This is a genomic window from Amycolatopsis sp. NPDC051128, from assembly GCF_040682715.1.
GTDB lineage: Bacteria > Actinomycetota > Actinomycetes > Mycobacteriales > Pseudonocardiaceae > Amycolatopsis.
In genome coordinates this window covers 82,621-103,153 of the sequence record NZ_JBFBBN010000036.1, presented here as the reverse complement: position 1 = coordinate 103,153, position 20,533 = coordinate 82,621, and the positions used below count along the sequence as shown (strand labels likewise).

Sequence of the window (20,533 nt, the reverse complement as noted above, 5' to 3'; positions counted from 1 at the left end):
TAGAACAGGTGCGCCTCGGACAGGTCGAGCCGCAGACCCGGCTGGCCGCGGGTGAACGCGGCGACCGTCTCCATCGAGCATTGAGAGACTCTAAGTCTCTCAATGCGACATTCACGGCCAACGGCACGAACTACGGGCAGACCCTGTTTCTCACTCACGACCAGCCGCGGGAGACCGCTCAGCGACGATGCCCGGGCCGCACGCTCAGAGGGTCTTTTCCAGCCGGCTCGCCAGCAGCTTGATGAACCGGGCCGGGTCGCCCAGCTCGCCACCTTCGGCCAGCAGCGCCATCCCGTACAGCAGCTCGGCCGTCTCGGCCAGCCCGGCGTCGTCCGGCCGCGCCGTGTGCGCCTCCCGCAGGCCCGTCACCAGGGCGTGCTCCGGGTTCAGCTCCAGGATGCGCTTGATCGGCGGCAGCTCCTGCCCCATCGCGCGGTACATCTTCTCGAGCGTCGGCGTCAGGTCGTGGGTGTCCCCGACGATGCAGGCGGGCGACGTCGTGAGCCGCGACGACAGCCGGACCTCCTTGACGTCGTCGCCCAGGGCCGTCGCCATCCACGACAGCAGGCTCTCGAAGTCCTTCTTCTGCTGTTCGCGCGCGACCTCGGTCGCCTTCTTGTCCTCGTCCGACTCGAGGTCGACCTGTCCCTTGGCGATCGACTGGAACTGCTTGCCGTCGAAGCCCGGCACCGCGTCGACCCACATCTCGTCGATCGGGTCGGTCAGCACGAGCACCTCGTACCCCTTGGCCCGGAACGCTTCCATGTGCGGCGAGTTCTCGATCGCCGACCGGGATTCACCGGTCATGTAGTAGATGTGCTGCTGCCCGTCCTTCATCCGCTCGACGTAGTCGCGCAGCGAAGTCGGCTTTTCCGCGTCGTGCGTCGACGCGAACGACGAGATCTCGAGGATGGCTTCCCGGTTCTCGAAGTCGTCGAGCAGGCCCTCCTTGACCGCCCGGCCGAACTCCCGCCAGAACGTCGCGTACTTTTCCGCGTCGGCGGTCATCATCGTCTTGACCGTCGAGAGGACCTTCTTCACCAGGCGACGGCGGATGAGCTGGATCTGCCGGTCCTGCTGGAGGATCTCGCGCGACACGTTGAGCGAGAGGTCCTGCGCGTCGACGACGCCCTTCACGAAGCGCAGGTACTCGGGGACGAGCGATTCGCAGTCGTCCATGATGAACACGCGCTTGACGTAGAGCTGCACGCCGCGCTTGCGCTCCCGCAGGAACAGGTCCATCGGCGCGTGCGACGGCAGGAACAGCAGGGCCTGGTACTCGAACGTCCCCTCGGCCTGCAGCCGGATCGTCTCGAGCGGGTCCTGCCAGTCGTGGCTGACGTGCTTGTAGAACTCGTGGTATTCGTCGTCGGTGACCTCGCTCGACGACCGCGCCCACAGCGCCTTCATCGAGTTGACGGTCTCGGTCTTCGGCTCTTCGCCTTCACCGTCCGCCTCGGCCGTCATCCGGATCGGCCAGGTGATGAAGTCGGAGTACTTCTTGACGATCTCCCGGATCTTCGCCGGCGAGGTGTAGTCGTAGAGGTGGTCCTCGGCGTCCTCGGGCTTGAGGTGCAGGGTCACCGCGGTGCCCTGGGGCGCGTCTTCGACCGGCTGGATCGTGTAGGTGCCTTCGCCGGTCGACTCCCAGCGGACGCCCTCGGTGGTGCCGGCGCGGCGCGTCACGAGCGTGACCTTGTCCGCGACCATGAAGCTCGCGTAGAACCCGACGCCGAACTGCCCGATGAGGTCCTGCGACGCCGCCGCGTCCTTCGCCTCCTTCAGCTTGGTCAGGAAGTCGGCGGTGCCCGACTTGGCGATCGTGCCGATCAGGGCGACCACCTCGTCGCGCGTCATGCCGATGCCGTTGTCCCGCACCGTCAGTGTCCGCGCCGCCGGGTCCGACTCGATCGCGATGTGCAGGTCGGCCGTGTCCGCGTCGAGGTCCTTGTCGCGGTACGACTCCAGCCGCAGCTTGTCGAGGGCGTCAGAGGCGTTGGACACGAGTTCCCGCAGGAAGGTGTCCTTGTTCGAGTAGATCGAATGGATCATCAGCTGGAGGAGCTGACGAGCTTCCGACTGGAACTCCAGCGTTTCGATCGGGGTGGTCACTTCCGGTCCTTTCCGCATGTCAAAGCCGAGGTGGCCGATCCTACCGAGCAGGTCCGACACTCCGGGCAGCTCACCCTGGCCACCGCGCCGAGCAGCTGAAACGCGATTGACGCGCGGAACGCGGCTCGGCGACCATGACCTGCGCCGGAACCAGGGAAGAGCCGCCCGGATCACCCCGATCCGGGCGGCTTTCCGCTACCCGCCAACCGAAAACACCCACCGACCGAAAGAGGTGCGCCGTGAAGGTTCTCGTCCTCAACGCCGGCTACGAGCCGCTGCAGACCGTCTCCGTGCCGCACGCGATCCGCATGCTCGTGCGGCACGTCGCCGAGATCCACGAGGCCGAAGACGGTCTCGCCTACGGGCTGTTCCCGCGCCCGAAGATCGTGCGGTTGCTGCGGTACGTCGTCATGAAGTGGCGATATACGCAGCCGCCGCGCTGGTCCCGGCGCGGCGTGCTGGTCCGGGACGGGTACCGCTGCGCCTACTGCGGGCAGCGCGCCACCACGATCGACCACGTGCTGCCGCTCAGCCGCGGTGGCGCCCGGACCGACTGGCTCAACACGGTCGCCGCGTGCGGGGGCACCTCCCGCAGCTGCAACGCCCGCAAGGCGGACAAGCTGCCGGGCGAGGCCGGGATGAAGCTCCGGTTCACCCCGTACGTCCCGGCGTGGGACCAGCTGCACCGGCCCGGCGGGTGAGCGCGCGACCTGCTCGTCGTCGGCAGTCCGGCGGGCAGGTCGTTAAGCTCGAACCGATCGTCCCTCGCATCCGTGTGTCTCCGGGGAAGGCCGGGAGGTCGTGTGACCGACGCAGGACAGCTGATCGCCGGGCGGTACCGGCTGGCCGAACGAATCGGCCAAGGCGCGATGAGCGTCGTCTGGCGGGCGCGCGACGAGCGGCTCGACCGGGTGGTCGCGGTCAAGCAGCTGGACTACGACCCGGCCATCGGGCAGGCCGCCGGTGAGCAGGCGGCCCTGCGCGCCCTGCGCGAGGCCCGGCTCACCGCCCGCCTGCGGCACCCGCACGCGGTCACGGTGCACGACGTCGTCGAGCACGCCGGCGAGCCGTACCTGGTGATGGAATACCTGCCGTCGCGGAGCCTGGCGGACATCCTCCTCGACCGGGACAGCCTGCCCGCCGACGAGGTCGCGCGCCTCGGCGCGCAGGCCGCTTCGGCGCTCGCCGCCGCGCACGCCGAAGGCATCGTGCACCGCGACGTCACGCCCGGCAACATCCTCATCGGGGAGTCCGGCGACGCCAAGATCGCCGACTTCGGCATTTCCCGCGGCACCGGCGAAGGCACCGTGACCGGCGGCGGCTTCATCGCCGGCACTCCCGCGTTCCTGGCCCCGGAAGTCGCCGGCGGCCACGAAGCCGGCTTCCCGGCCGACGTCTTTTCGCTCGGCGCGACGCTCTACCGCGCGCTGGAGGGCGCGCCCCCGTTCGGCACGGACGACAACGCGATCGCCCTGCTCCTGCGGGTGGCCAAGGGGGAGGTCATCCCGCCGCGCCACAGCGGGCCGCTCGCCGAGGTGCTTGGCCGGCTGCTGAAGCGGGACCCCGAGGAGCGCCCGGCGATGGCCGAGGCCCAGGAACTGTTCGAAGCGGTCACCGAGAACCGGCCGCTGCCGGCCCCCCGGCCGCGGCCACCCCGGACGGCGACCCGCATGCTGCGCGTCCGCCGGTCGCGAAAGCGGCTCGTGCTCGCCTGCGTGGCCGGCGCGGTGCTGCTGGCCCTGGGGGTGGTGATCGGGACGGCGCTGGTGCCGGACGGCGGCGCCACCGTCGCCGCCCCGGCGGCGTCGTCGCCTGCCCCGGCGTCTTCGCCGGCGGTCCCGACGACCACGGCCGATCTGGGCTGTTCCGCCCGCTACGAGGTGACGAACTCCTGGCCGGGCGGCTACCAGGTGCAGGTGACGGTGCGCAACGACCACGACGCCGGCTTGTCCGGCTGGAGCGTCCGCTGGACCCTGCCCGACGGCCACCGCATCGCGGGCCTGTGGAACGGAACGTTCACGACGGACGGCTCGACGGTGACGGTCGAGAACGCGGACTGGAACGCGAAGCTGAACGCCAACGGGTCGACGACGTTCGGCTTCAACGCCGTGACCGGCAACGGCAACTCGGCCGACCGCCCGGCGGTCACCTGCCGGACACTCTGAATCCGGCGTGGCTCAAAGCAGCCCCGCTTCGGCGAGCTTTTCCTTGATCCGCAACAGCTCCTCGTCGTCCAGCGGAATCTGCGGCGGCGCCATGACGGCGTTGTCGATGAAGCCGCGCAGCTTCATCGCGGCCTTGAACGCGCCGAGCCCGGCCGAGCCGCGGCCCATCCGGCTCGGGGGCGCCACGGAGGTGATCGAGAACAGCTTCAGCAGGCGTTCCTGCTCGCGGCGGGCCGCGGCCGGGTCGCCGGACCTGACGTGGTCGTGGATGCGGACGTACCCGGCCGGGTCGACGTTGCCGAGGCCCGGGACCGCGCCGTCGGCGCCCATTGCCAGCGCCGCGTCCACGACCAGTTCGGACCCGGTGAACACGGCGAAGGAGTCGAGGCCGCGGTCGCGTTTGCCGAGCAGCACCGCGCGGAACGCCGCTTCGTCGCCGCTGGAGTCCTTCAGCCCGGCGAGGACGCCGTCCGTGGCGAGGTCGAGGACCATCCCACCGTCCAGCTTCGTGTGGACCGCGACCGGGATGTCGTAGGCGACGATCGGCAGCGGGGTGCGCTCGTGCAGCAGGCGGAAGTGCCGGTCGACCTCGGCGACGTGGGTCCGGGTGTAGTACGGCGCGGTGACGACGACCGCGTCGGCGCCGGCCGCTTCGGCCGCCTCGATGTGCTGGGCGACCCGCGACGTCGTCATGTCGACACAGCCGGCCAGGACCGGGACGCGGCCGGCGACCTGCTCGACCGTCGTCTCGACGACGACGCGGCGCTGGGCGTCCGGCAGGAACGCGACCTCGCCGGAGGAGCCGAGGACGAAGACACCGTGCACGCCGGCGGCGAGCTGGACCTCGACGTGGCGCCGCAGCGAGTCGGTGTCCACGCTGAAGTCGTCGTTCAACGGCGTGCACAGCGGCGGGACGATTCCGGCGAACTTCGGCATCAGGCGGTCACTCCGGTGGGGATCTCGGGATGGATACAGCGGTAGGTGTGCCCGGGCGGCCCGTCGGCGACCGCGAGCGGCGGCAGCCCGGCCGCGCACTCGGCGGTGGCCTTCGGGCAGCGCGTGCGGAACGGACAGCCACTCGGCGGGTGCGTCGCCGACGGCACCGGGCCGGTGAGCACGATCGGCTCGACCGGGTGCAGCAGGCTGGGCGTCGCGGAAAACAGCGCCCGCGTGTAGGGGTGGCGGGCCTCGGCCCGCACCGGCGCTTCCTCGACGATCCGGCCCAGGTACATCGTGACGATCCGGTCGCTCATCTTCGACACGGTCTGGATGTCGTGGGAGACGAACACCATCGCCAGCTCGAGCTGTTCGCGCAGGTCGAGCAGCAGGTTGAGGATCTGGGCGCGGACCGAGACGTCGAGCGCGGACGTCGGTTCGTCGGCGACCAGCAGGGCGGGCCGCAGGGCCAGGGCGCGCGCGATCGCGACGCGCTGGCGCTGGCCGCCGGAGAGCTGTCCGGGCACGGCGTCGGCGGCGCTGTCCGGGAGGCCGACCAGGCCCATCAGCTCGCGGACGCGGTCGTCGCGCTCGGCGGGTGTGCCGACGCGGTGCACGTCGAGCGGGTCGCGGATGATCTTGGCGACGGCGAGCCGGCGGTTGAGCGCGGTCGACGGGTCCTGGAAGACCATCCCGACCTCGCGCCCGGTCCCGCGTTCGAGGGGCTTCCCGCGGAACCGCACCGTGCCGGCGGTCGGGCGTTGCAGACCGACGATCACCTTGGCCAGCGTCGACTTCCCGCAGCCGGACTCGCCGACGACGCCGACGGTCTCCCCCGGGTTCACCGCCAGGTGCGCGCCGGTCAGGGCGTACACGTGGTCGTGGCCGAACAGGCCGCGGCCGCGGATCTTGTGCACGACGTGGACGCCGTCCAGTTCGAGGAGGTTCACGCGGTCGCCTCCTTCTCGCGGGCGAGGTCGGCGGCCGGGAAGTGGCAGGCGACGAGGTGGTCGACCGGCTCGCCGAAGCGGACCGGTGGCTCGTCGTGGCACTTGGCGCGGGCGGCCGGGCAGCGGCCGGCGAACCGGCAGCCGGGCGCGAACCCGGCCGGCGCCGGGACGACACCCTTGATCTGGGTGAGGCGGGCCTCGTTCTCCTCCAGCGACAGCACCGCGCTGAGCAGGCCGCGGGTGTAGTGGTGCCGGGGCGAACCGATGACCTGGGCGGTGCCGCCCAGCTCGGCGACCTGCCCGCCGTACATCACGACGACGCGGTCGGCGATCTCCGACACCAGCGCGAGGTCGTGCGAAACGAGGACGAGCGCGAAGCCCAGTTCCTCCTGCAGCCGCAGCAGCAGCGCCAAGATCTGGGCCTGGACCGTGACGTCGAGCGCGGTGGTGGGCTCGTCGGCGACGATCAGCTTGGGGCCGCGCGAAAGGGCCATCGCGATGAGGACGCGCCGGCGCTGGCCGCCGGACAGCTCGTGCGGGTAGGCGCGCAGGGTCCGGTCCGGGTCGAGGTTGACCAGCGCCAGCAGTTCCGCCGGGGTGCGGGTGCCGCCGCGGCGCGTGAACTGCTTGAGCTGGGCGCGGATGGTCATCGCCGGGTTGAGCGAACTCAGCGCGTCCTGGTAGATCATCGCGATGTCGTGACCGAGGTGACGACGGCGCTCCCCGGGGCGCAGGGCCAGCAGGTCCCGCTGGGCGAACCGGATCTGGCCGGACACCCTCGCGGTCGGCGGCTGCAGGCCGAGGATCGACAACGCCGTGAGTGTCTTGCCGCAGCCGGACTCGCCGATGAGACCCAGGACCTCCCCGGCGCGGACGCTGAATGACACGCCGTCGACCACGTCGACACCTTCATGGCGGCCGGGGAACGCGATCCTCAGCCGGTCGACCTCCAAGACCGTCTCCCGGTGGTCGAGGGACCGGGCGGTGCGGGCGAGCCGCTCCCCCGCCTCCCGCAGCCCGGTGATCGGCAGGACGGGTGCGGTGTCGGCGTCGTCGCGGGCTTCGACGGCCTTCGCCACTTCGGACGCCTTGACGGCGCGGGCCGACGGCGCCGCCCACGCGTCGGAAATCCGCTCGGACAGGATGTTCAGCGCGAGCACCGTGACCAGGATCAGCAGGCCGGGGAACAGCGTCGCCCACCAGCCACCGGTCAGGACCAGGTCCTTGCCGTCGGCGAGCACCGAGCCCCACGACGGGTCCGGCGGCTGGATGCCGGCGCCGATGAACGACAGCGAGGCCTCGAACACGATCGCGTCTGCCACCGTGACCGTGCAGAACACCAGGACGGGCGCGGCGCAGTTGATCGCGACGTGGCGGGTCAGCACGAAGAGCCGGCGTGCTCCGATGACGTGTTCCGCGGCGACGTAGTCCTCCCCGTACTGGGCCAGCACGTTCGCGCGGACGACGCGGGCCACCGGCGGCGTGTTGAGGAACCCGATGGCCAGGATCAGCACGCCGATCCCGTGCCCGAACACCGCGACCAGCACCGCGGCCAGCGCGATGCCGGGAAAGGCCATGACGACGTCGAGGACGCGCATCACCAGCGCGTCGGCGCGGCGGCCCGACGTCGCGGCGAACGCGCCGATCACCGCCCCCGACACGAGCGCGAGCGCCACCGCCCCCAGGCCGATGGCGAGCGACCAGCGCGTGCCCGCGACGAGCCGGGAGAAGATGTCGCGGCCGGAGGCGTCGGTGCCGAACCAGTGCGCGCCGCCCGGCCCGCCGGAGTCGGTGCTCAGCGCGTCCGGGTCATGGGTCGCCAGGAGCGTGCCCAGCACCGCGACGAGCACCAGGACGCCGAGGATCGCGAGGGCGGGCCAGGACCCGCGCAGCCGCTTCACGAGTGGCTCCGCAGCCGCGGGTTCGCGATCAGGTACAGGACGTCGACGATCAGGTTCACCAGGACGAACCCGATCGCGATCGTGATCACGAAGCCCTGCACCTTGGCGGTGTCGCCGTCCTTGACGGCCTGGATCATGTTCTGCCCCATCCCCGGCAGCGCGAACATCGTCTCGATGACGACCGCGCCGCCCAGCAGGTAGCCGACCCGCAGGCCGAGCACGGTCAGCGGGGTGACGAGCGCGTTGCGCAGCACGTTGCGACCGACCACGACCACCGGCGGCAGGCCGCCGCCGCGCGCGGTGCGGACGTAGTCCTTGTCCAGTTCCTCGACCATCGACGTCCGGATCACCCGGGTCAGCTGCGCGGCCACCGGCAGGGCCAGCGCGACCGCGGGCAGCGTCAGGGAGTTGAGCCAGCCTCCGACGGAGTCGGCCGGGCTGACGTAGCCGCTGGTCGGGAACAGGCCCTGGCCGACGGCCAGCCACTGCACCAGCAGCAGCGCCACCCAGAACGCCGGCGCCGCGACCCCGGCCAGCGTGACGACGCGGATCACCTTGTCCGGCCAGCGGTCGCGGAACAGCGCCGACGTCACGCCGAGCAGCAGCGACGTCACCAGCGCGATGCCCAGCCCGAGCAGGGTCAGCTGCACGGTGAGCGGCAGCGCGGTCGCGATGGTCTCGCCGACCGGCTGCTTGGTGATCACGCTGGTGCCGAAGTCGCCCTGCAGGAGCTGCCAGACGAAGTGGACGTACCGCAGCGGCAGCGGGTCCAGCAGCCCGTTCTCCTGCCGGAACTGCTGCAGCTGCTCGGCGGTCGCGTTCGCGCCGTCGAACGCGGCGAGCGCCGGGTCGGTGGGCGCGAACCGCATCACGACGAACACGAACAGGATCACGCCGAGCAGCAACGGGATCAGGGCGAGGACGCGGCTCAGCAGCATCCGCACGACGACGGCCACGGGTGTGCTCCTCCGTCAGACCGGCTTGGCCTGGTTCAGGTAGATGCCGGGATAGCCCTGGGCGTGCACGCCGGTGATCGCCTTCGGGTCCCACGCGGTGCCGAGCCGCGTGAACACCACCGGGTAGATCACGGCCTGCTCGGAGATCCGGTCGAGCAGCTGCTTGGTCAACGCGGCCCGCTTCGCCTCGTCCGCTTCGGTCACGGCCTGGTCCCGCAGGGCCAGCAGCGCCTCGGCGTCCGGACCGGTCCAGCGGGCGTACTTGGTGGTCAGGATGGACTTGGCGTCGTAGTAGTAGCGGATGAGCAGATCCGGGTCGTTGCCGAACTGCATCGGGTTGTTGGTCGTCGCCACGACCTGGAAGTCGGTGCCCGCGTCGAGCTTCGAGAACAGCGCCTTGGTGTCCTGGGAGTCCAAAGTGGTCCGGACGCCGATCGCGTCCCACCCCTCCTTGATCACCTTGACGCAGTCGGCGACCAGGGACGTGTTCGTCGTGGACAGGGTGATCTCCAGCCCGTTCACGCCGGCCTCCCGCAGCAGCTGCCTGGCCTTGTCCGGGTTGTAGGCGAAGTCCTGTGACGCGGGCTGCGACGACGGGAGCTTCGGGTTGATGAAGGACGTCCCGGGTGAGCCGGCGCCCTTCAGCCCGATCTCGACCATCTTCTTCTTGTCGATCGCGTAGTGCAGCGCCTGCCGGACCAGATTCTTGTCGAACGGCGCGTGCTGGGTGTTGAACAGCAGGAACAGGTTGTTGCCGCCGTCGGCGAACTCGACGGTCCGGCCCGCCTTGCGGAGCTGCTCGGCGTTGGCGGCCGGGATGTTCTCGGCGATCTGCGCGTCCGGCGTCGCCCCCGAAATCGCGGCGACGCGCGGGGCGGCGTCCACGATGGACTTCCACAGCATCCGGTCGTACGCGGCCGGGCGCGGGCCGTTGTAGCCGGTGAACTTCTCGAAGCTCGTGTGGCTCAGCGGCGCCTGCTCGACGACCTTGTACGGCCCCGAGCCGACGACCTTGCCCGCCTTGGCGTCGTCCCACTTGCCGTCGTAGACGTGCTTCGGGACGATCTTGCAGCACTGGATCCGCTGCAGCGCGTAGGGGAAGGGGAACTTGAGGACGAATTCGACCGACCGGTCGCCGGTCTTGCGGACCTCTTGGAGCCAGTGCGAGAAGAAGCTGTGGATCAGCACGTTCTCCTTCTCGCTGAGCGCCCGCGCGTAGGTGAAGACGACGTCGTCGGCCGTGACCGGCTGCCCGTCGTGCCACTGGGCGCCGTCTCTCAGCTCGAACTTCAGGCTGGTGCCGCCCAGGTCGGCGGGCAGTGCCTTGGCCAGGCCGGGGAACGGCGCGCGGGTGATCGGGTCACCCTCCACGAGGGACTCGTAGCAGTGCAGGATCGCGGCCATCGAGAACGCCGAAGCGGTCTGCAGCGGGTCCCATGTCTGGTTGTTGCCGTACCCGATGACGGCGGTCAGCGAGCCCGCCGAGCCGCCGGTCTTGTTGGTGGACGCCGGCCCGCCGCACGCGGCGAGCACGGCCGGGAACGCCAGTGCCGCCCCGGCGAACGCGGTGTGGCGCAGCAGTTGGCGGCGGCTGAGCGACGGGCTCTGGGACATCGCTGTCTCCCGGGGCGTCGAACGACAGGACATGGGACGTCCTATGACCGGCGTGAGCCTAGGATGCCTTCGCGTGCCGGTCAAGAGGCCTGGACGTATGACGTAGAATGTCCAGTCACGACGATCCGGGGAGGACAAGCAGTGGCCCGTCCGCAGCGCAGCGAAGAGATCACCAAGCGCATCATCGACCTGATCGTCGAGCGGGAACTCCCGCCGGGCGCGCCCATGCCGACCGAGCTGAGCTTGATGGACGACATCGGCGTCAGCCGCAACTCGATCCGTGAGGCGATCAAGGCCCTGCAGGCCCTCGGCATCGTCGAGATCCGACACGGCTACGGCACGTTCGTCGGCTCCGCCGGGTCCGAGTCGCTGCAGACGTGGCTGCTGTTCCGCACCCGCGCCCGGGGCGCGACGGACGTCGGACGGCTGCGCGACCTCCTGGAAGTGCGGGAAATGCTCGAGACCGAGCTGACCCGGCGCGTCGCCGCCGACCACCGGCCCGGGCTGGTCGAGGAGCTGCAGGCCCGCGTCGCGCGGATGCGCCGCAAGGGCGCCGACGCCGCCGAGGCCGATCGCGAGTTCCACGACCTCATCTGCGCGGAGGCCGGCTTCGACCTCGCCCGCGAGCTCACCGGGCTGTTCTGGGACGTCTACCGGATCGCCGAGGGCGAGCTCGGCGGGCCGGCGGCGTCCGCGACGGCCACCGCGAAACGCCACCAGGCCATCGTGGACGCGCTCCGGGAGCACGACCCCGACGCCGCCGCCGAAGCGGTGCACCGGCACTTCGACGAGGTCCGCAAGCGGGCGAAAGCCGGTCCGTACGGCGGTTTCGGCGTCGCGCGGCCGGTGACGGCGGCCCGGCCCTGACTGTCCGTCGTTAGCCCGATCGGGGCAAATACCGGAAGATCGAGAACCCGGCTCAACTGCCGGGGCGTCTGGCTCGTCGGTAGTGGTGATCAACCATCACACGGAGGTGCCAGTGCGAAGAACTTTGTCCATCGTCAGCGTCCTGCTCGCGGGTCAGGCCGGGCTCGTGGGGCTCGCCCCGCCGTCCGCGCTTGCCACGGTCGCCGCGGTCGCCGCGGTCGCCGCGGTTCCCCCGGCGAGCGCCACGCTGATCACCGGCGACCGCGTCACCGCGCGCACCGCACCGGACGGACGGGACACCTACGAAATCCAGCCGGCGGCCGAGAAGGGCGCGGCGCGGGCGCTGGCGCACCTGCGGCTGGGCGGCCGCGACTACGAGGTCCCCGGCACCGCGCTCCCCTACCTCGGGCGCGGCCTCGACCTGAGCCTGTTCGACGTCAAGGCCCTGCTGGCCGGCGCCCCGGTCCCGGCCGACACCGGGACGTTCGGCGCCGCACTGGCGAAGCAGTTCAAAGAGGACAACGCACGCCGACACTTCGGCGGTCAAGGGCTCTTCGCGAACGGAGCGAGTTACGCGCTCCCTGGGACGCCGAAACGCTCGGCGGCCCAGCCCCGGTCGGTGATGCGCACGGTGTCCGTGGACGCCACCGACATCGGCGGCAAGCCCGCCGACACCGGCATCGCGTTCCTGTACAACACCGACGACGGGAACATCCTCGACGGAAACGAGAACTTCGGCTACTTTTCGGGCGGCACGGCGAAGTTCAGCGCGCCGGACGGGAACTACAGCGCGCTCGGCGTCTTCTTCACGACCGACGCCGACGGCAACATCACCGAGATGCGGTTCAGCGCGCAGCCCGAGTTCGCGGTCAAGGCGGACACGACCGTCCGCGTCGACGCGAAACGCGCGAACAGCAAGCTGACCTGGGTGACCCCACGCCCGGCGCTGCTGGACGACACCGGGTTCCTGTTCCGCCGGGCCGCCAAGACCGGGCCCGCCCTGCTCGTCGACATCGACGCCGGTCCCGGCGTGCCGATCGCGGTGTCGCCGACGTCGGTCCCGGTGCGCACCGGGGCGCTGCAGACGTACCCGTACAGCAGGCTCGTGTCCCCGCCCGGGCCGGGCACGCCGTACGAGTACGTGTTGCAGAAGGCGAGCACCGGCACGATTCCGCAGCAGCGGTACGTGATCACGGCGAAGGACGTCGCCACGGTGGACGCCACCTACTACAGCGAGTACGCCTCGGTCGGGCGGCGGCAGCGCAGCGGCATGTTCACCTTCGAGGACTCTGGCGGCCGCTCGTCGCACCCGATCCAGCTGCCCCGGAAGCAAACCGAGTACGTCTCGGCCGGGCCCGACCTGCTGTGGTTCGGCGGGATCTCGAAGTACGTGCTCCCCGGCCCGGGCTCGTTCCCCGGCTGGGCCGGCGGCCAGTACGAGGCGATCCACTCCTACCAGGGCGGCTCGTCGGTCACCGAGGACTGGAACCGGTTCCCGCTGCACCCGGCGGGCGCGGTGGCGTTGGTGCCGCTGTCCGACGGCACCAGCTTCACCCGGCCGGGCGCGACCCGGGCCGGCGACCTCGTGCGGTTCGCGATCACGCCGTTCAGCGACAACCAACCCGGCCACACCGGCTTCGGCTTCTACGGTGAGCCGCGGGACACCATCACCGGGCACTACCGGTTCACCCAGGACGGCGCGACCCTGGCCGAGGGCGATCCGGCGGGCGTCACCGAAGCCGGCTTCGAGCAGGAGGTCGCCGCCGGCCCGTCGACGCTCGGGCTGACGATCGACGCGGGCCGCACCGGGCCGATGTACCACCAGAGCACCGCGACCCACACGGAGTGGACGTGGAAGTCGCGGCACGTCGAGGGCACGACGCTCCCGCCGGCGTTGTACTGCGCCCGCGGGGACGACGGGCCCGATCGGTCCTGCGCGGTCGAACCCCTGCTGACGCTCGGGTACGCGGTCGGCGGACTTCGGCTGGACGGGTCCACCCTGTCCGGTCCGCAGGGACTGGACCTCACGGTCGGGCACCTGCAGCAGAGCACCGCTTCGCCCGTGACGGCCGCGACCGTGCAGTACTCGACCGACGGCACGACCTGGCAGGACGCGGCCGTCACCGCCCGCGGTGACGGGGTGTTCCACGCGGACTTCACCGCGACCACGGAGTCGTTCCGCGGCACGGACGTCTCGCTGCGCGTCACGGCTTCGGATGCCGCCGGGGCGACGATCACCGAGACGATCACCGCCGCCTACCACGTCTACCTGGCCTGAGGGGACTGTCCACTGTGCACAAGAGAATGGTTCGTCTGCTGATCGCCGTGTGCGCGGCGGCGGCCGCGGTGGGCACGTCCGCGCCGGCCGCGGCCGCCGCTCCGGTCGCCCGTGCGGCGTGTCCGGACCCGGGTCCCGGACAACTGCGCTGCCTCACCACGTACACGCCGGGCGCGACGCGCGCCCTCGCCGACGGCCCCGTCGGCTGGGGCGCCGACGACCTGGCGTCGGCCTACCGGCTGCCCGCCGGAGCGGGTCCGGACACCGTCGTCGGCATCTCGATCGCCTACGACGCGCCGAACCTGGAGGCCGACCTCGCCACGTACCGGGCGCAGTACGGCCTGCCGCCGTGCACCACGGCGAACGGCTGCTTCCGGAAGGTCAACCAGCAGGGCGCGGCGGCTCCGCTGCCCACCGTGGACATCGGCTGGGCCATCGAGTCCACTTTGGACGTGTCGATGGTGTCGGCGGCGTGCCCGTCGTGCCGGATCCTCGTGGTGGAGGGCAACACGCCGGGGTTCGCCGACCTCGCCGAGACGGAGGACACCGCGGTCCGGCTGGGGGCGAAGGTGGTGTCGAACAGTTACGGCGCGCGGGAAGGCGGCGCGTCGCTGGCGTACGCGAGCCACTACCAGCACCCGGGCGTGACCGTGGTGGCGGCGTCCGGCGACAGCGGCTTCACCGCGGCGAGTTATCCCGCGGTGCTGGCGGCGACGGTGGCCGTCGGCGGGACGTCGCTGGCCAGGGACCCGGATTCGGCGCGTGGCTGGGCGGAATGGGCGTGGGAGTACGGCGGCAGCGGCTGTTCGGCGTACATCGCGAAACCGAAGTGGCAGCATGACACCCACTGCGGCAAGCGGACGGTCGCGGACGTCTCGGCGGTGGCGGACAGCCTGGCGATCCACTCCACGGACGTGGGCGGCTGGCTGCCGGTGAGCGGCACGAGCGCGTCGGCACCATTCGTGGCGGGGCTGTACGGCCGGTCGGGCCGCGCGGGAGTGGCCCAGCCCGCCGACCTGTACGCCCACGCGTCCCAGTTCGTCGACGTCACGACGGGCCACAACGACCCGTCGGGCGCCGGCAAGAAGTGCGGCGGCGACTACCTGTGCGTGGCCGGCCCGGGTTACGACGCCCCCACCGGAGTCGGCGTGCCGAACGGCCTGAGCGGCTTCTGACCGGACCGGGAAGGGCTCCTCACCGTTCCTCGCGGCCGGCGAGGAGCCCTTCCCGCCGAAAGGGCAAGCCGCTCCGGCAGAGCCGCGTCACCCCGGCCGGCAAAGGCCCCGCTCGTAGGCCAACAGCCCGGCCCCGGTCCGGTGCGCGCAGCCCAGCTTCCGCACCACCCGCGCCACGCAGTCCCGCACCACCGGCTCGGGCAGTCCCAGCCGCACGCCGATCTCGGCGTTGGTCAGTGCCGAGCCCACCCCGATGAGCACTTCGCGTTCCCGGCCGGACAACCGGTCCACCCGGGCCAGCCGTTCGTCGCGCGGCCCGGACAGCCGCGTCGCCGCGGACACCAGGCGCCGGGAGGCTTCCGGGGACAGCACCACGTGGCCGTCCGCCGCCAGGCGGACCACCTTGATCAGCTCGTTCCGCCGGGCCGAGCGCAGCACGAACCCGATCGCCCCGGCGCGCAGCGCGCGCAGGATTCCCGCGTCCGAGTCGAACGCGGCGAGCACCACGACCGCCGGCCGCCCGGGCAGCGCCTCCACCGGCACCCCCAGGCGCAGGTCCAGCAGCACCACGTCCGGCAACCGCCGGCGGAGGGTGGTCAGGGTCGCCGTCGCTTCGGGCGCCGAGCCGATCACCTCGATCCCATCCGCCTCGCCCAGGATCGTGCCCAGGCGTTCCCGCACCGCCGGGTCGCGCTCGGCCACCAGGACCCGGACCGGCGGCGCGACCACCACTCAGTCCTGGAGCCGCAGGCGAATCAGCGGCAGGTCGGTCCGCGACGCGCCGACCAGGTCGCGGCCGCCGGGACCCTTCAGGCGCAGCTCACGGAACCGCACCGACGACAGCTGCGCGGCCTCGATCGGGTAGACGTCGCCGTAGCGCTTGATCTTGTCCACCAGCTCCTTGCCGAGCAGCTCGACCAGTCCGGCGTGCCGCGTCGCCCCGCCGCCCAGCGGGACGTCCAGCTGCTCGCGCACCTCGGGGAACCGCTGGTCCAGCTCGACGGCCAGCTGGTGGATCGTGACGTACGCGGGGCCGAAGTCCTCGGCATTCGGGCCCGGCGGAATCTCCCGGAGCACCTTGACGAGCTTGTCGTCCATCCCGAGCTTGTCCCACAGGGTCACCGTTTTTCCTCCACTCGCGGCCGCCGAAGGTCTACCAGAGGACCGGCACGCGGTCCACTCCCCCGGTGACACGGTTCGTCCGCACCTGGAGTTCATCCACCGGAACGGCCAGGCGCAGTCCGGGGAACCGGCGGAACAGCGAGCCGAACACGACGCGCAGCTCGGTGCGGGCCAGGCTCGCGCCGATGCAGAACCAGCCGCCGTAGGCGAACGCCACGTGCGCGTTCGGCTTGCGGTCCGGGTCGAACGCGTCGGCGTCGGGGAACACCGACTCGTCCCGGTTGGCGGCCACGAGCGACAGGACGACCGCGTCGCCGCGGGCGATCGTCACGCCGCCGAGTTCGACGTCGTCGTGCGCGTAGCGCAGGACCCCGAGCGCGCCCGGGGCGGACAACCGCAGGATCTCCTCGACCACGCCGTGCGTCTTCCCCTCGGGATCGGCGGCGAGCGCGTCGCGCCGGGCGAGGTCGGTGAGCAGGTACAGCGCGCCGAGGTCGATCCGGTTGGACGTCGTCTCGTGGCCGGCGAAGAGCAGGCCGGCGGCGAGCCGGGCGACGTCGTCGTCGCCGAACGTCGGATCTTCGGCCTGCGCGCGCACCATGTCCGAGACGACGTCCTGGCCGGGCTCGCGCCGCTTGACCGCCGCGAGCCGGCTCATGTACCCGGTGAACTCGTCCAGCGCGGCCTCCGCGCCGGCGCCGATGTCCATCCGGCCCATCCGGTCCGAGAGCACGCGGAACGTGTCGCGGTCTTCGTACGGGACGCCGAGCAGCTCGCAGATCACCAGCACCGGCAACGGGAACGAGAGGTGCTCGTGCAGGTCGACCGGCTCACCGGGGCGCGCCGAACGCGCTCGTTCCATCGCGTCGAAACAGCCGTCGGCCAGTTCCTGGACGTGGCCGGCGAGCCGGCGGATCCGGTTGGCCGAGAACGCGGGCACCAGCAGCCGCCGCATCCGCGCGTGCTCGGCGTGCTCGGTCTCGTGGTCGCCCTGGGGACGGCTGAGGATCGCCGCGTCCGACAGCGCCGACGCCTCCTCCGGCGCCGGATGCGAGCGGCCGAACCTCGGGTCGGTGAACACCGCGCGGACCTGTTCGAACCCGGTGACCAGCCACGCCGGGTCGCCGACCGGGGTGGTCACCCGCACCACCGGCCCCTGGCGGCGCAGCACCCCGAACAGCGGAGCGATCTCGAGGACGTTCGGCCGCTCGAACGGCAGGCGCGGGGTGTCCGTGGTCGCGGTCATCGGGTCTCCTCCCGGATGCGCGGCCGGTCGGCGCGAACGCGGGCGGGCCGGTCACCGGCCGCTCCCCCGGTCCCCCGCACTCCACGGTACCGAGGACCACCGGGTGCGGCGGGAAACCTGCCCCTTCGGGCTAGCGCCGCGCCCCAGGCGCGAGGCAGGGATCGGCAGGCCGGTCCGCCTGTCCAAAATGGTCAGTCCTTCGGAGGGCCCTTCAGCAGGCGAAGGAGCACGACACCCGCCGCGAGCACGCCGACGACGGCGACCAGGATCCAGACCCAGCCGGGGATGCCGCTGATGTCCACGGTGGCGGGCGACGCCGGCCCAGCGAGCACGACGAGGCCGGTGCGGGCGGCGAGCACGGCTCCGGGCGTACGACATGGGATCATTTGGACATCCTGCCCGATCCGCGGCTCAACCTTCGGAGCCACTCACCCGTACTGGTCGGGGAAGGATCGACGGCGACGGAGGACGACGGATGCGCGGAGCCCTGGTGGCGGCCCTGCTGGGGTCGATGCTGGTCACGGCCGCCTGCTCGGCGCCGCGCGCCACGACGCCGAGCCCGATCGCCGAACCGGCGCCGCTGCACGCGGTGACCACCCCGGTGCCGACCACGACCACCACGCCCACGACCACTGCTCCACCGCCGTCGCCACCGTGCCTCGTCGCCACCGGTGCGTGCGTGAGCCTGTCGCTGCGGCTGGCCTGGCTGCTGCGGGACGGCCGCGTGGTGCGCGGCCCGGTCCCGGCCGGGTTCGGCCCACCCGACCAGGCGACGCCCGCCGGGTCCTTCCACGTCGTGTGGAAGGACCGCGAGCACCGCAGCAGCGTGTACGGCACGGACATGCCCAACTCGGTGTTCTTCGCCGCCGGCGGCATCGCGTTCCACGCCGGGCCGCTGGACGCGCCGTCGCACGGCTGCGTCCACCTCACCGACGCCGACTCGGCGGCGTTCTTCGACGGGCTGCGCGTCGGCGACGCGGTGCAGGTCCAGGCCTGATCCGGGCCCGGGGTACGGTGGCCCGTGCCCGATTCCCCGCATTCCGCCGTCGTCTCGCAGCTGCGCGCCGCCGGGTGCGTGTTCGCCGAGGACGAAGCGGACCTGCTCCTCGCCGCCGCCGCGACACCGGCCGAGCTGGAAAGCCTCGTCGAGCGCCGGGCCGCCGGGCTGCCGCTGGAGCACCTGCTCGGCTGGGCGGAGTTCCACGGCCTGCGCGTCGCCGTGCGGCCCGGGGTGTTCGTCCCCCGGCGCCGCACCGGGTTCCTGGTCGACGTCGCGGTCGCCCTGGCCCCGCCGGATCCGGTGGTGCTCGACCTGTGCTGCGGTTCCGGCGCGCTGGCCGCCGCGTTCGCCGCCGCGGTGCGCCCGCGTGAGCTGCACGCGGCCGACGTCGAACCCGCGGCCGTCGCCTGCGCCCGCGTGAACCTCCCGGGCGCCCACGTCCACGAAGGCGACCTCTACGACGCGCTGCCTCCGTCGCTCGACGGCCGGGTCGACGTGCTCATGGCGAACGTGCCCTATGTCCCGTCGGACGCCGTCGCGACCATGCCGCCGGAGGCGCGCCTGCACGAACCCCGCGTCGCCCTCGACGGCGGAACGGACGGTCTCGACCTCGCCCGCCGGGTCGCGGCCGGCGCGCCACGCCGGCTGGCGCCGGGCGGCACCCTGCTGGTCGAATCGAGTGAACGGCAAGCACCGCTTTTGGGCGAAATCTTCACCGCGGCCGGGTTGACGCCGCGGATCCACGATTCCGGCGAGCTGGGCGCCACCGTCGTCATCGGGACCGCCCCGCTCACCTGATTGCCCCACGAGGCAACGGTTTCCGTTCACTCCATCGTCGGAGTGACCGCCCGGATCGGCCTGCGCTAGCGTGGCAGCCCGGATCGGCGAAATTGGGGGAGTAATGCCTTTTCGAAGACGGCTCGGCAGCGCGCTCGGAATCGTCACCGTCCTTTTCTGGATCATTCCGGCCACCGCGCACGCCGCGCCGGACCGCTCGGTCGGCCTTTTCCGCGAAGTCCCCGCGGACGTGCCGTCCACGTCAGCCCTCGATCTGCGCAAGCTGCCCGCGGCCACCGCTCCGGAGGTCCGGCGGGTCGCCGCCGCCGACCCCGCCGTGCCGGCCCCGGTGACGTTCGACGAATGCCACAAGGACATCCGCGCGGGCTACTGGACCAAGAACCGCTTCGCCAGCTGCACCATCACGGACATGGCCTACCAGCGCTACGCCTGTCCCGAAGCGAGCTGCGCGGTCATCGGCACGGTACGGGCGCGGGTCATCTCGACCAGCAACCTGCTGCCCGCGCAACGGCGGCTCGAGGTCGCCACGCGCATGGTCGGCTGGTCGCTGTCCGGTGCCGTCACCGACGCGACGAAGTTCGGCGTGTCGATGAGCTGCGGTCCCCGCTACGACACCGGCACGGCGCACTGCGACACGCCGTCCGCGCAGGTCCTCAAGAGCGTCGCCGACTGGCGCGCGCGGTCCGACGAGGCGCACGTCTTCACCATGGAGGGCACCGACCCGCCGGTGCCGTCCGACTCGCCCGCGGTGCAAGCCGAGGAGCGCACCTGGTACGTCGGCGAGCGGCACCTGGTCGCCGAGGACACCGGTGACCGCACCACGCTCGTCACCGGCGCCCACAGCGCCTTCCTGCGTTGTGACATCGCCCGGCTGCTGAACCCGGCGTACGCGGCGGGCAGCGACTGCGCGTTCGGCTTCCAGCCGACCTACAGCCTGGACAACTCGGCGTCGTCCGGCTTCCCGGCGTCGGCCGCGCTGGTCCGCACCGCACTGATCAGCCTCGCGAACACCTACCCCGGGACGGCGCAAGGCCACTTCGCGCCCGGCAACCCCGGCTACCAGGGCACTGGGGCGAACCGGACGTACCCGATCGCCCGGCTGTTCCACGACACGGCGGCGCAGGCCGCCCACCGCGCGACCGCGGAGCTGGCGTGCCGTGGGCACTGGGGGCCGGACTACGCGACCCGGCCGGACGGGCAGGTCAACACCTGCGCGGTCTACCCGTTCGACAGCACCTACGACGGCGCCACGCCGCCCACCCCGGGTGTCGAGCGCGGCCCGTCGTACGCCGTCCAGCCGGTCCTGGACAGCGACTACCAGGCCCTTCTCGCCAGTGTCGAGCGGTTCGTCGTGAACAACCACATCCTCGACGGGGACCGGTACTGGGTTTACCCGTACGCGTGACAAACTCG

Annotated in this window: 18 protein-coding genes; 8 read left to right on the top strand and 10 right to left on the bottom strand. The window is 71.8% G+C overall.

All coding sequences use genetic code 11. The annotated features are described in order from the left end of the window. Positions 1-204: 204 nt before the first annotated feature. Positions 205-2,112 (bottom strand): molecular chaperone HtpG, encoded by a 1,908-nt coding sequence (gene htpG / locus AB0M82_RS30805; RefSeq protein ID WP_364729243.1) that lies wholly within the window; start codon positions 2,110-2,112, stop codon positions 205-207. Between the two features lie 239 nt (positions 2,113-2,351). Here htpG and AB0M82_RS30800 point away from each other — a divergent pair, with 239 nt between their 5' ends. Continuing rightward, complete coding sequence (locus AB0M82_RS30800) at positions 2,352-2,813, top strand: HNH endonuclease (protein ID WP_364729240.1); 462 nt, start codon at positions 2,352-2,354, stop codon at positions 2,811-2,813. Between the two features lie 102 nt (positions 2,814-2,915). Beyond that, complete coding sequence (locus AB0M82_RS30795) at positions 2,916-4,277, top strand: protein kinase (RefSeq protein ID WP_364729237.1); 1,362 nt, start codon at positions 2,916-2,918, stop codon at positions 4,275-4,277. Between the two features lie 12 nt (positions 4,278-4,289). On the opposite strand, the gene AB0M82_RS30790 is transcribed toward AB0M82_RS30795, so the two are convergent. The 5 genes from AB0M82_RS30790 to AB0M82_RS30770 are packed head-to-tail and all read right to left on the bottom strand — an operon-like array spanning position 4,290 to position 10,634. Further along, complete coding sequence (locus AB0M82_RS30790; RefSeq protein WP_364729234.1) at positions 4,290-5,213, bottom strand: dihydrodipicolinate synthase family protein; 924 nt, start codon at positions 5,211-5,213, stop codon at positions 4,290-4,292. Beyond that, entirely contained in the window at positions 5,213-6,163 is a 951-nt protein-coding gene (locus tag AB0M82_RS30785; protein WP_364729231.1) for an ABC transporter ATP-binding protein, read from the bottom strand. Before AB0M82_RS30785 ends, AB0M82_RS30790 begins: the two co-directional genes overlap by 1 nt. Then, entirely contained in the window at positions 6,160-8,064 is a 1,905-nt protein-coding gene (locus AB0M82_RS30780; protein ID WP_364729228.1) for a dipeptide/oligopeptide/nickel ABC transporter permease/ATP-binding protein, read from the bottom strand. Before AB0M82_RS30780 ends, AB0M82_RS30785 begins: the two co-directional genes overlap by 4 nt. Further along, complete coding sequence (locus AB0M82_RS30775) at positions 8,061-9,020, bottom strand: ABC transporter permease (RefSeq protein ID WP_364729225.1); 960 nt, start codon at positions 9,018-9,020, stop codon at positions 8,061-8,063. Before AB0M82_RS30775 ends, AB0M82_RS30780 begins: the two co-directional genes overlap by 4 nt. A gap of 15 nt (positions 9,021-9,035) precedes the next feature. Next, the gene (locus AB0M82_RS30770; RefSeq protein WP_364729222.1) at positions 9,036-10,634 is read right to left on the bottom strand and encodes an ABC transporter substrate-binding protein; all 1,599 of its coding nucleotides are present in this window, start codon (positions 10,632-10,634) and stop codon (positions 9,036-9,038) included. A gap of 141 nt (positions 10,635-10,775) precedes the next feature. On the opposite strand from AB0M82_RS30770, the gene AB0M82_RS30765 reads away from it, so the two are divergent. From AB0M82_RS30765 to AB0M82_RS30755, 3 genes are all read left to right on the top strand, one after another. Continuing rightward, entirely contained in the window at positions 10,776-11,501 is a 726-nt protein-coding gene (locus AB0M82_RS30765) for a FadR/GntR family transcriptional regulator (RefSeq protein ID WP_364729219.1), read from the top strand. Positions 11,502-11,613: 112 nt separating this feature from the next. Continuing rightward, complete coding sequence (locus AB0M82_RS30760) at positions 11,614-13,779, top strand: hypothetical protein (protein ID WP_364729216.1); 2,166 nt, start codon at positions 11,614-11,616, stop codon at positions 13,777-13,779. 26 nt (positions 13,780-13,805) lie between these two features. Further along, entirely contained in the window at positions 13,806-14,954 is a 1,149-nt protein-coding gene (locus AB0M82_RS30755) for a S8 family serine peptidase (protein WP_364729213.1), read from the top strand. Positions 14,955-15,041: 87 nt separating this feature from the next. On the opposite strand, the gene AB0M82_RS30750 is transcribed toward AB0M82_RS30755, so the two are convergent. The 4 genes from AB0M82_RS30750 to AB0M82_RS30735 form a co-directional block, all read right to left on the bottom strand. Further along, entirely contained in the window at positions 15,042-15,683 is a 642-nt protein-coding gene (locus AB0M82_RS30750) for a response regulator transcription factor (RefSeq protein WP_364729210.1), read from the bottom strand. 3 nt (positions 15,684-15,686) lie between these two features. Continuing rightward, positions 15,687-16,076, bottom strand: a complete 390-nt coding sequence (locus tag AB0M82_RS30745; protein ID WP_364729207.1) for a hypothetical protein — start codon at positions 16,074-16,076, stop codon at positions 15,687-15,689. A gap of 31 nt (positions 16,077-16,107) precedes the next feature. Next, positions 16,108-17,322: a cytochrome P450 gene (locus tag AB0M82_RS30740; protein ID WP_364729204.1), complete on the bottom strand. Its 1,215-nt coding sequence runs from the start codon at positions 17,320-17,322 to the stop codon at positions 16,108-16,110. Positions 17,323-17,513: 191 nt separating this feature from the next. Beyond that, positions 17,514-17,708 carry a hypothetical protein gene (locus AB0M82_RS30735; RefSeq protein ID WP_364729201.1) on the bottom strand — a complete coding sequence of 65 codons (195 nt, stop codon included), beginning with the start codon at positions 17,706-17,708 and terminating at the stop codon, positions 17,514-17,516. Between the two features lie 89 nt (positions 17,709-17,797). Between AB0M82_RS30735 and AB0M82_RS30730 the strand changes: the two genes are divergently transcribed. From AB0M82_RS30730 to AB0M82_RS30720, 3 genes are all read left to right on the top strand, one after another. Continuing rightward, positions 17,798-18,319, top strand: coding sequence for a L,D-transpeptidase (locus AB0M82_RS30730; RefSeq protein WP_364729198.1), 522 nt, complete (start codon positions 17,798-17,800; stop codon positions 18,317-18,319). A gap of 24 nt (positions 18,320-18,343) precedes the next feature. After that, the gene (locus AB0M82_RS30725) at positions 18,344-19,120 is read left to right on the top strand and encodes a putative protein N(5)-glutamine methyltransferase (protein WP_364729195.1); all 777 of its coding nucleotides are present in this window, start codon (positions 18,344-18,346) and stop codon (positions 19,118-19,120) included. 103 nt (positions 19,121-19,223) lie between these two features. Beyond that, positions 19,224-20,525, top strand: coding sequence for a transporter (locus tag AB0M82_RS30720; RefSeq protein ID WP_364729192.1), 1,302 nt, complete (start codon positions 19,224-19,226; stop codon positions 20,523-20,525). Positions 20,526-20,533 lie beyond the last annotated feature (8 nt).

Excerpts from the sequence above, each read along its gene's own strand:
- AB0M82_RS30790 (WP_364729234.1), bottom strand. The coding sequence starts at position 5,213 with ATGCCGAAGTTCGCCGGAATCGTCCCGCCGCTGTGCACGCCGTTGAAC.
- AB0M82_RS30770 (WP_364729222.1), bottom strand. The coding sequence starts at position 10,634 with ATGTCCCAGAGCCCGTCGCTCAGCCGCCGCCAACTGCTGCGCCACACC.
- AB0M82_RS30755 (WP_364729213.1), top strand. The coding sequence starts at position 13,806 with ATGGTTCGTCTGCTGATCGCCGTGTGCGCGGCGGCGGCCGCGGTGGGC.
- AB0M82_RS30740 (WP_364729204.1), bottom strand. The coding sequence starts at position 17,322 with ATGACCGCGACCACGGACACCCCGCGCCTGCCGTTCGAGCGGCCGAAC.
- AB0M82_RS30735 (WP_364729201.1), bottom strand. The coding sequence starts at position 17,708 with ATGATCCCATGTCGTACGCCCGGAGCCGTGCTCGCCGCCCGCACCGGC.
- AB0M82_RS30730 (WP_364729198.1), top strand. The coding sequence starts at position 17,798 with ATGCGCGGAGCCCTGGTGGCGGCCCTGCTGGGGTCGATGCTGGTCACG.
- AB0M82_RS30720 (WP_364729192.1), top strand. The coding sequence starts at position 19,224 with ATGCCTTTTCGAAGACGGCTCGGCAGCGCGCTCGGAATCGTCACCGTC.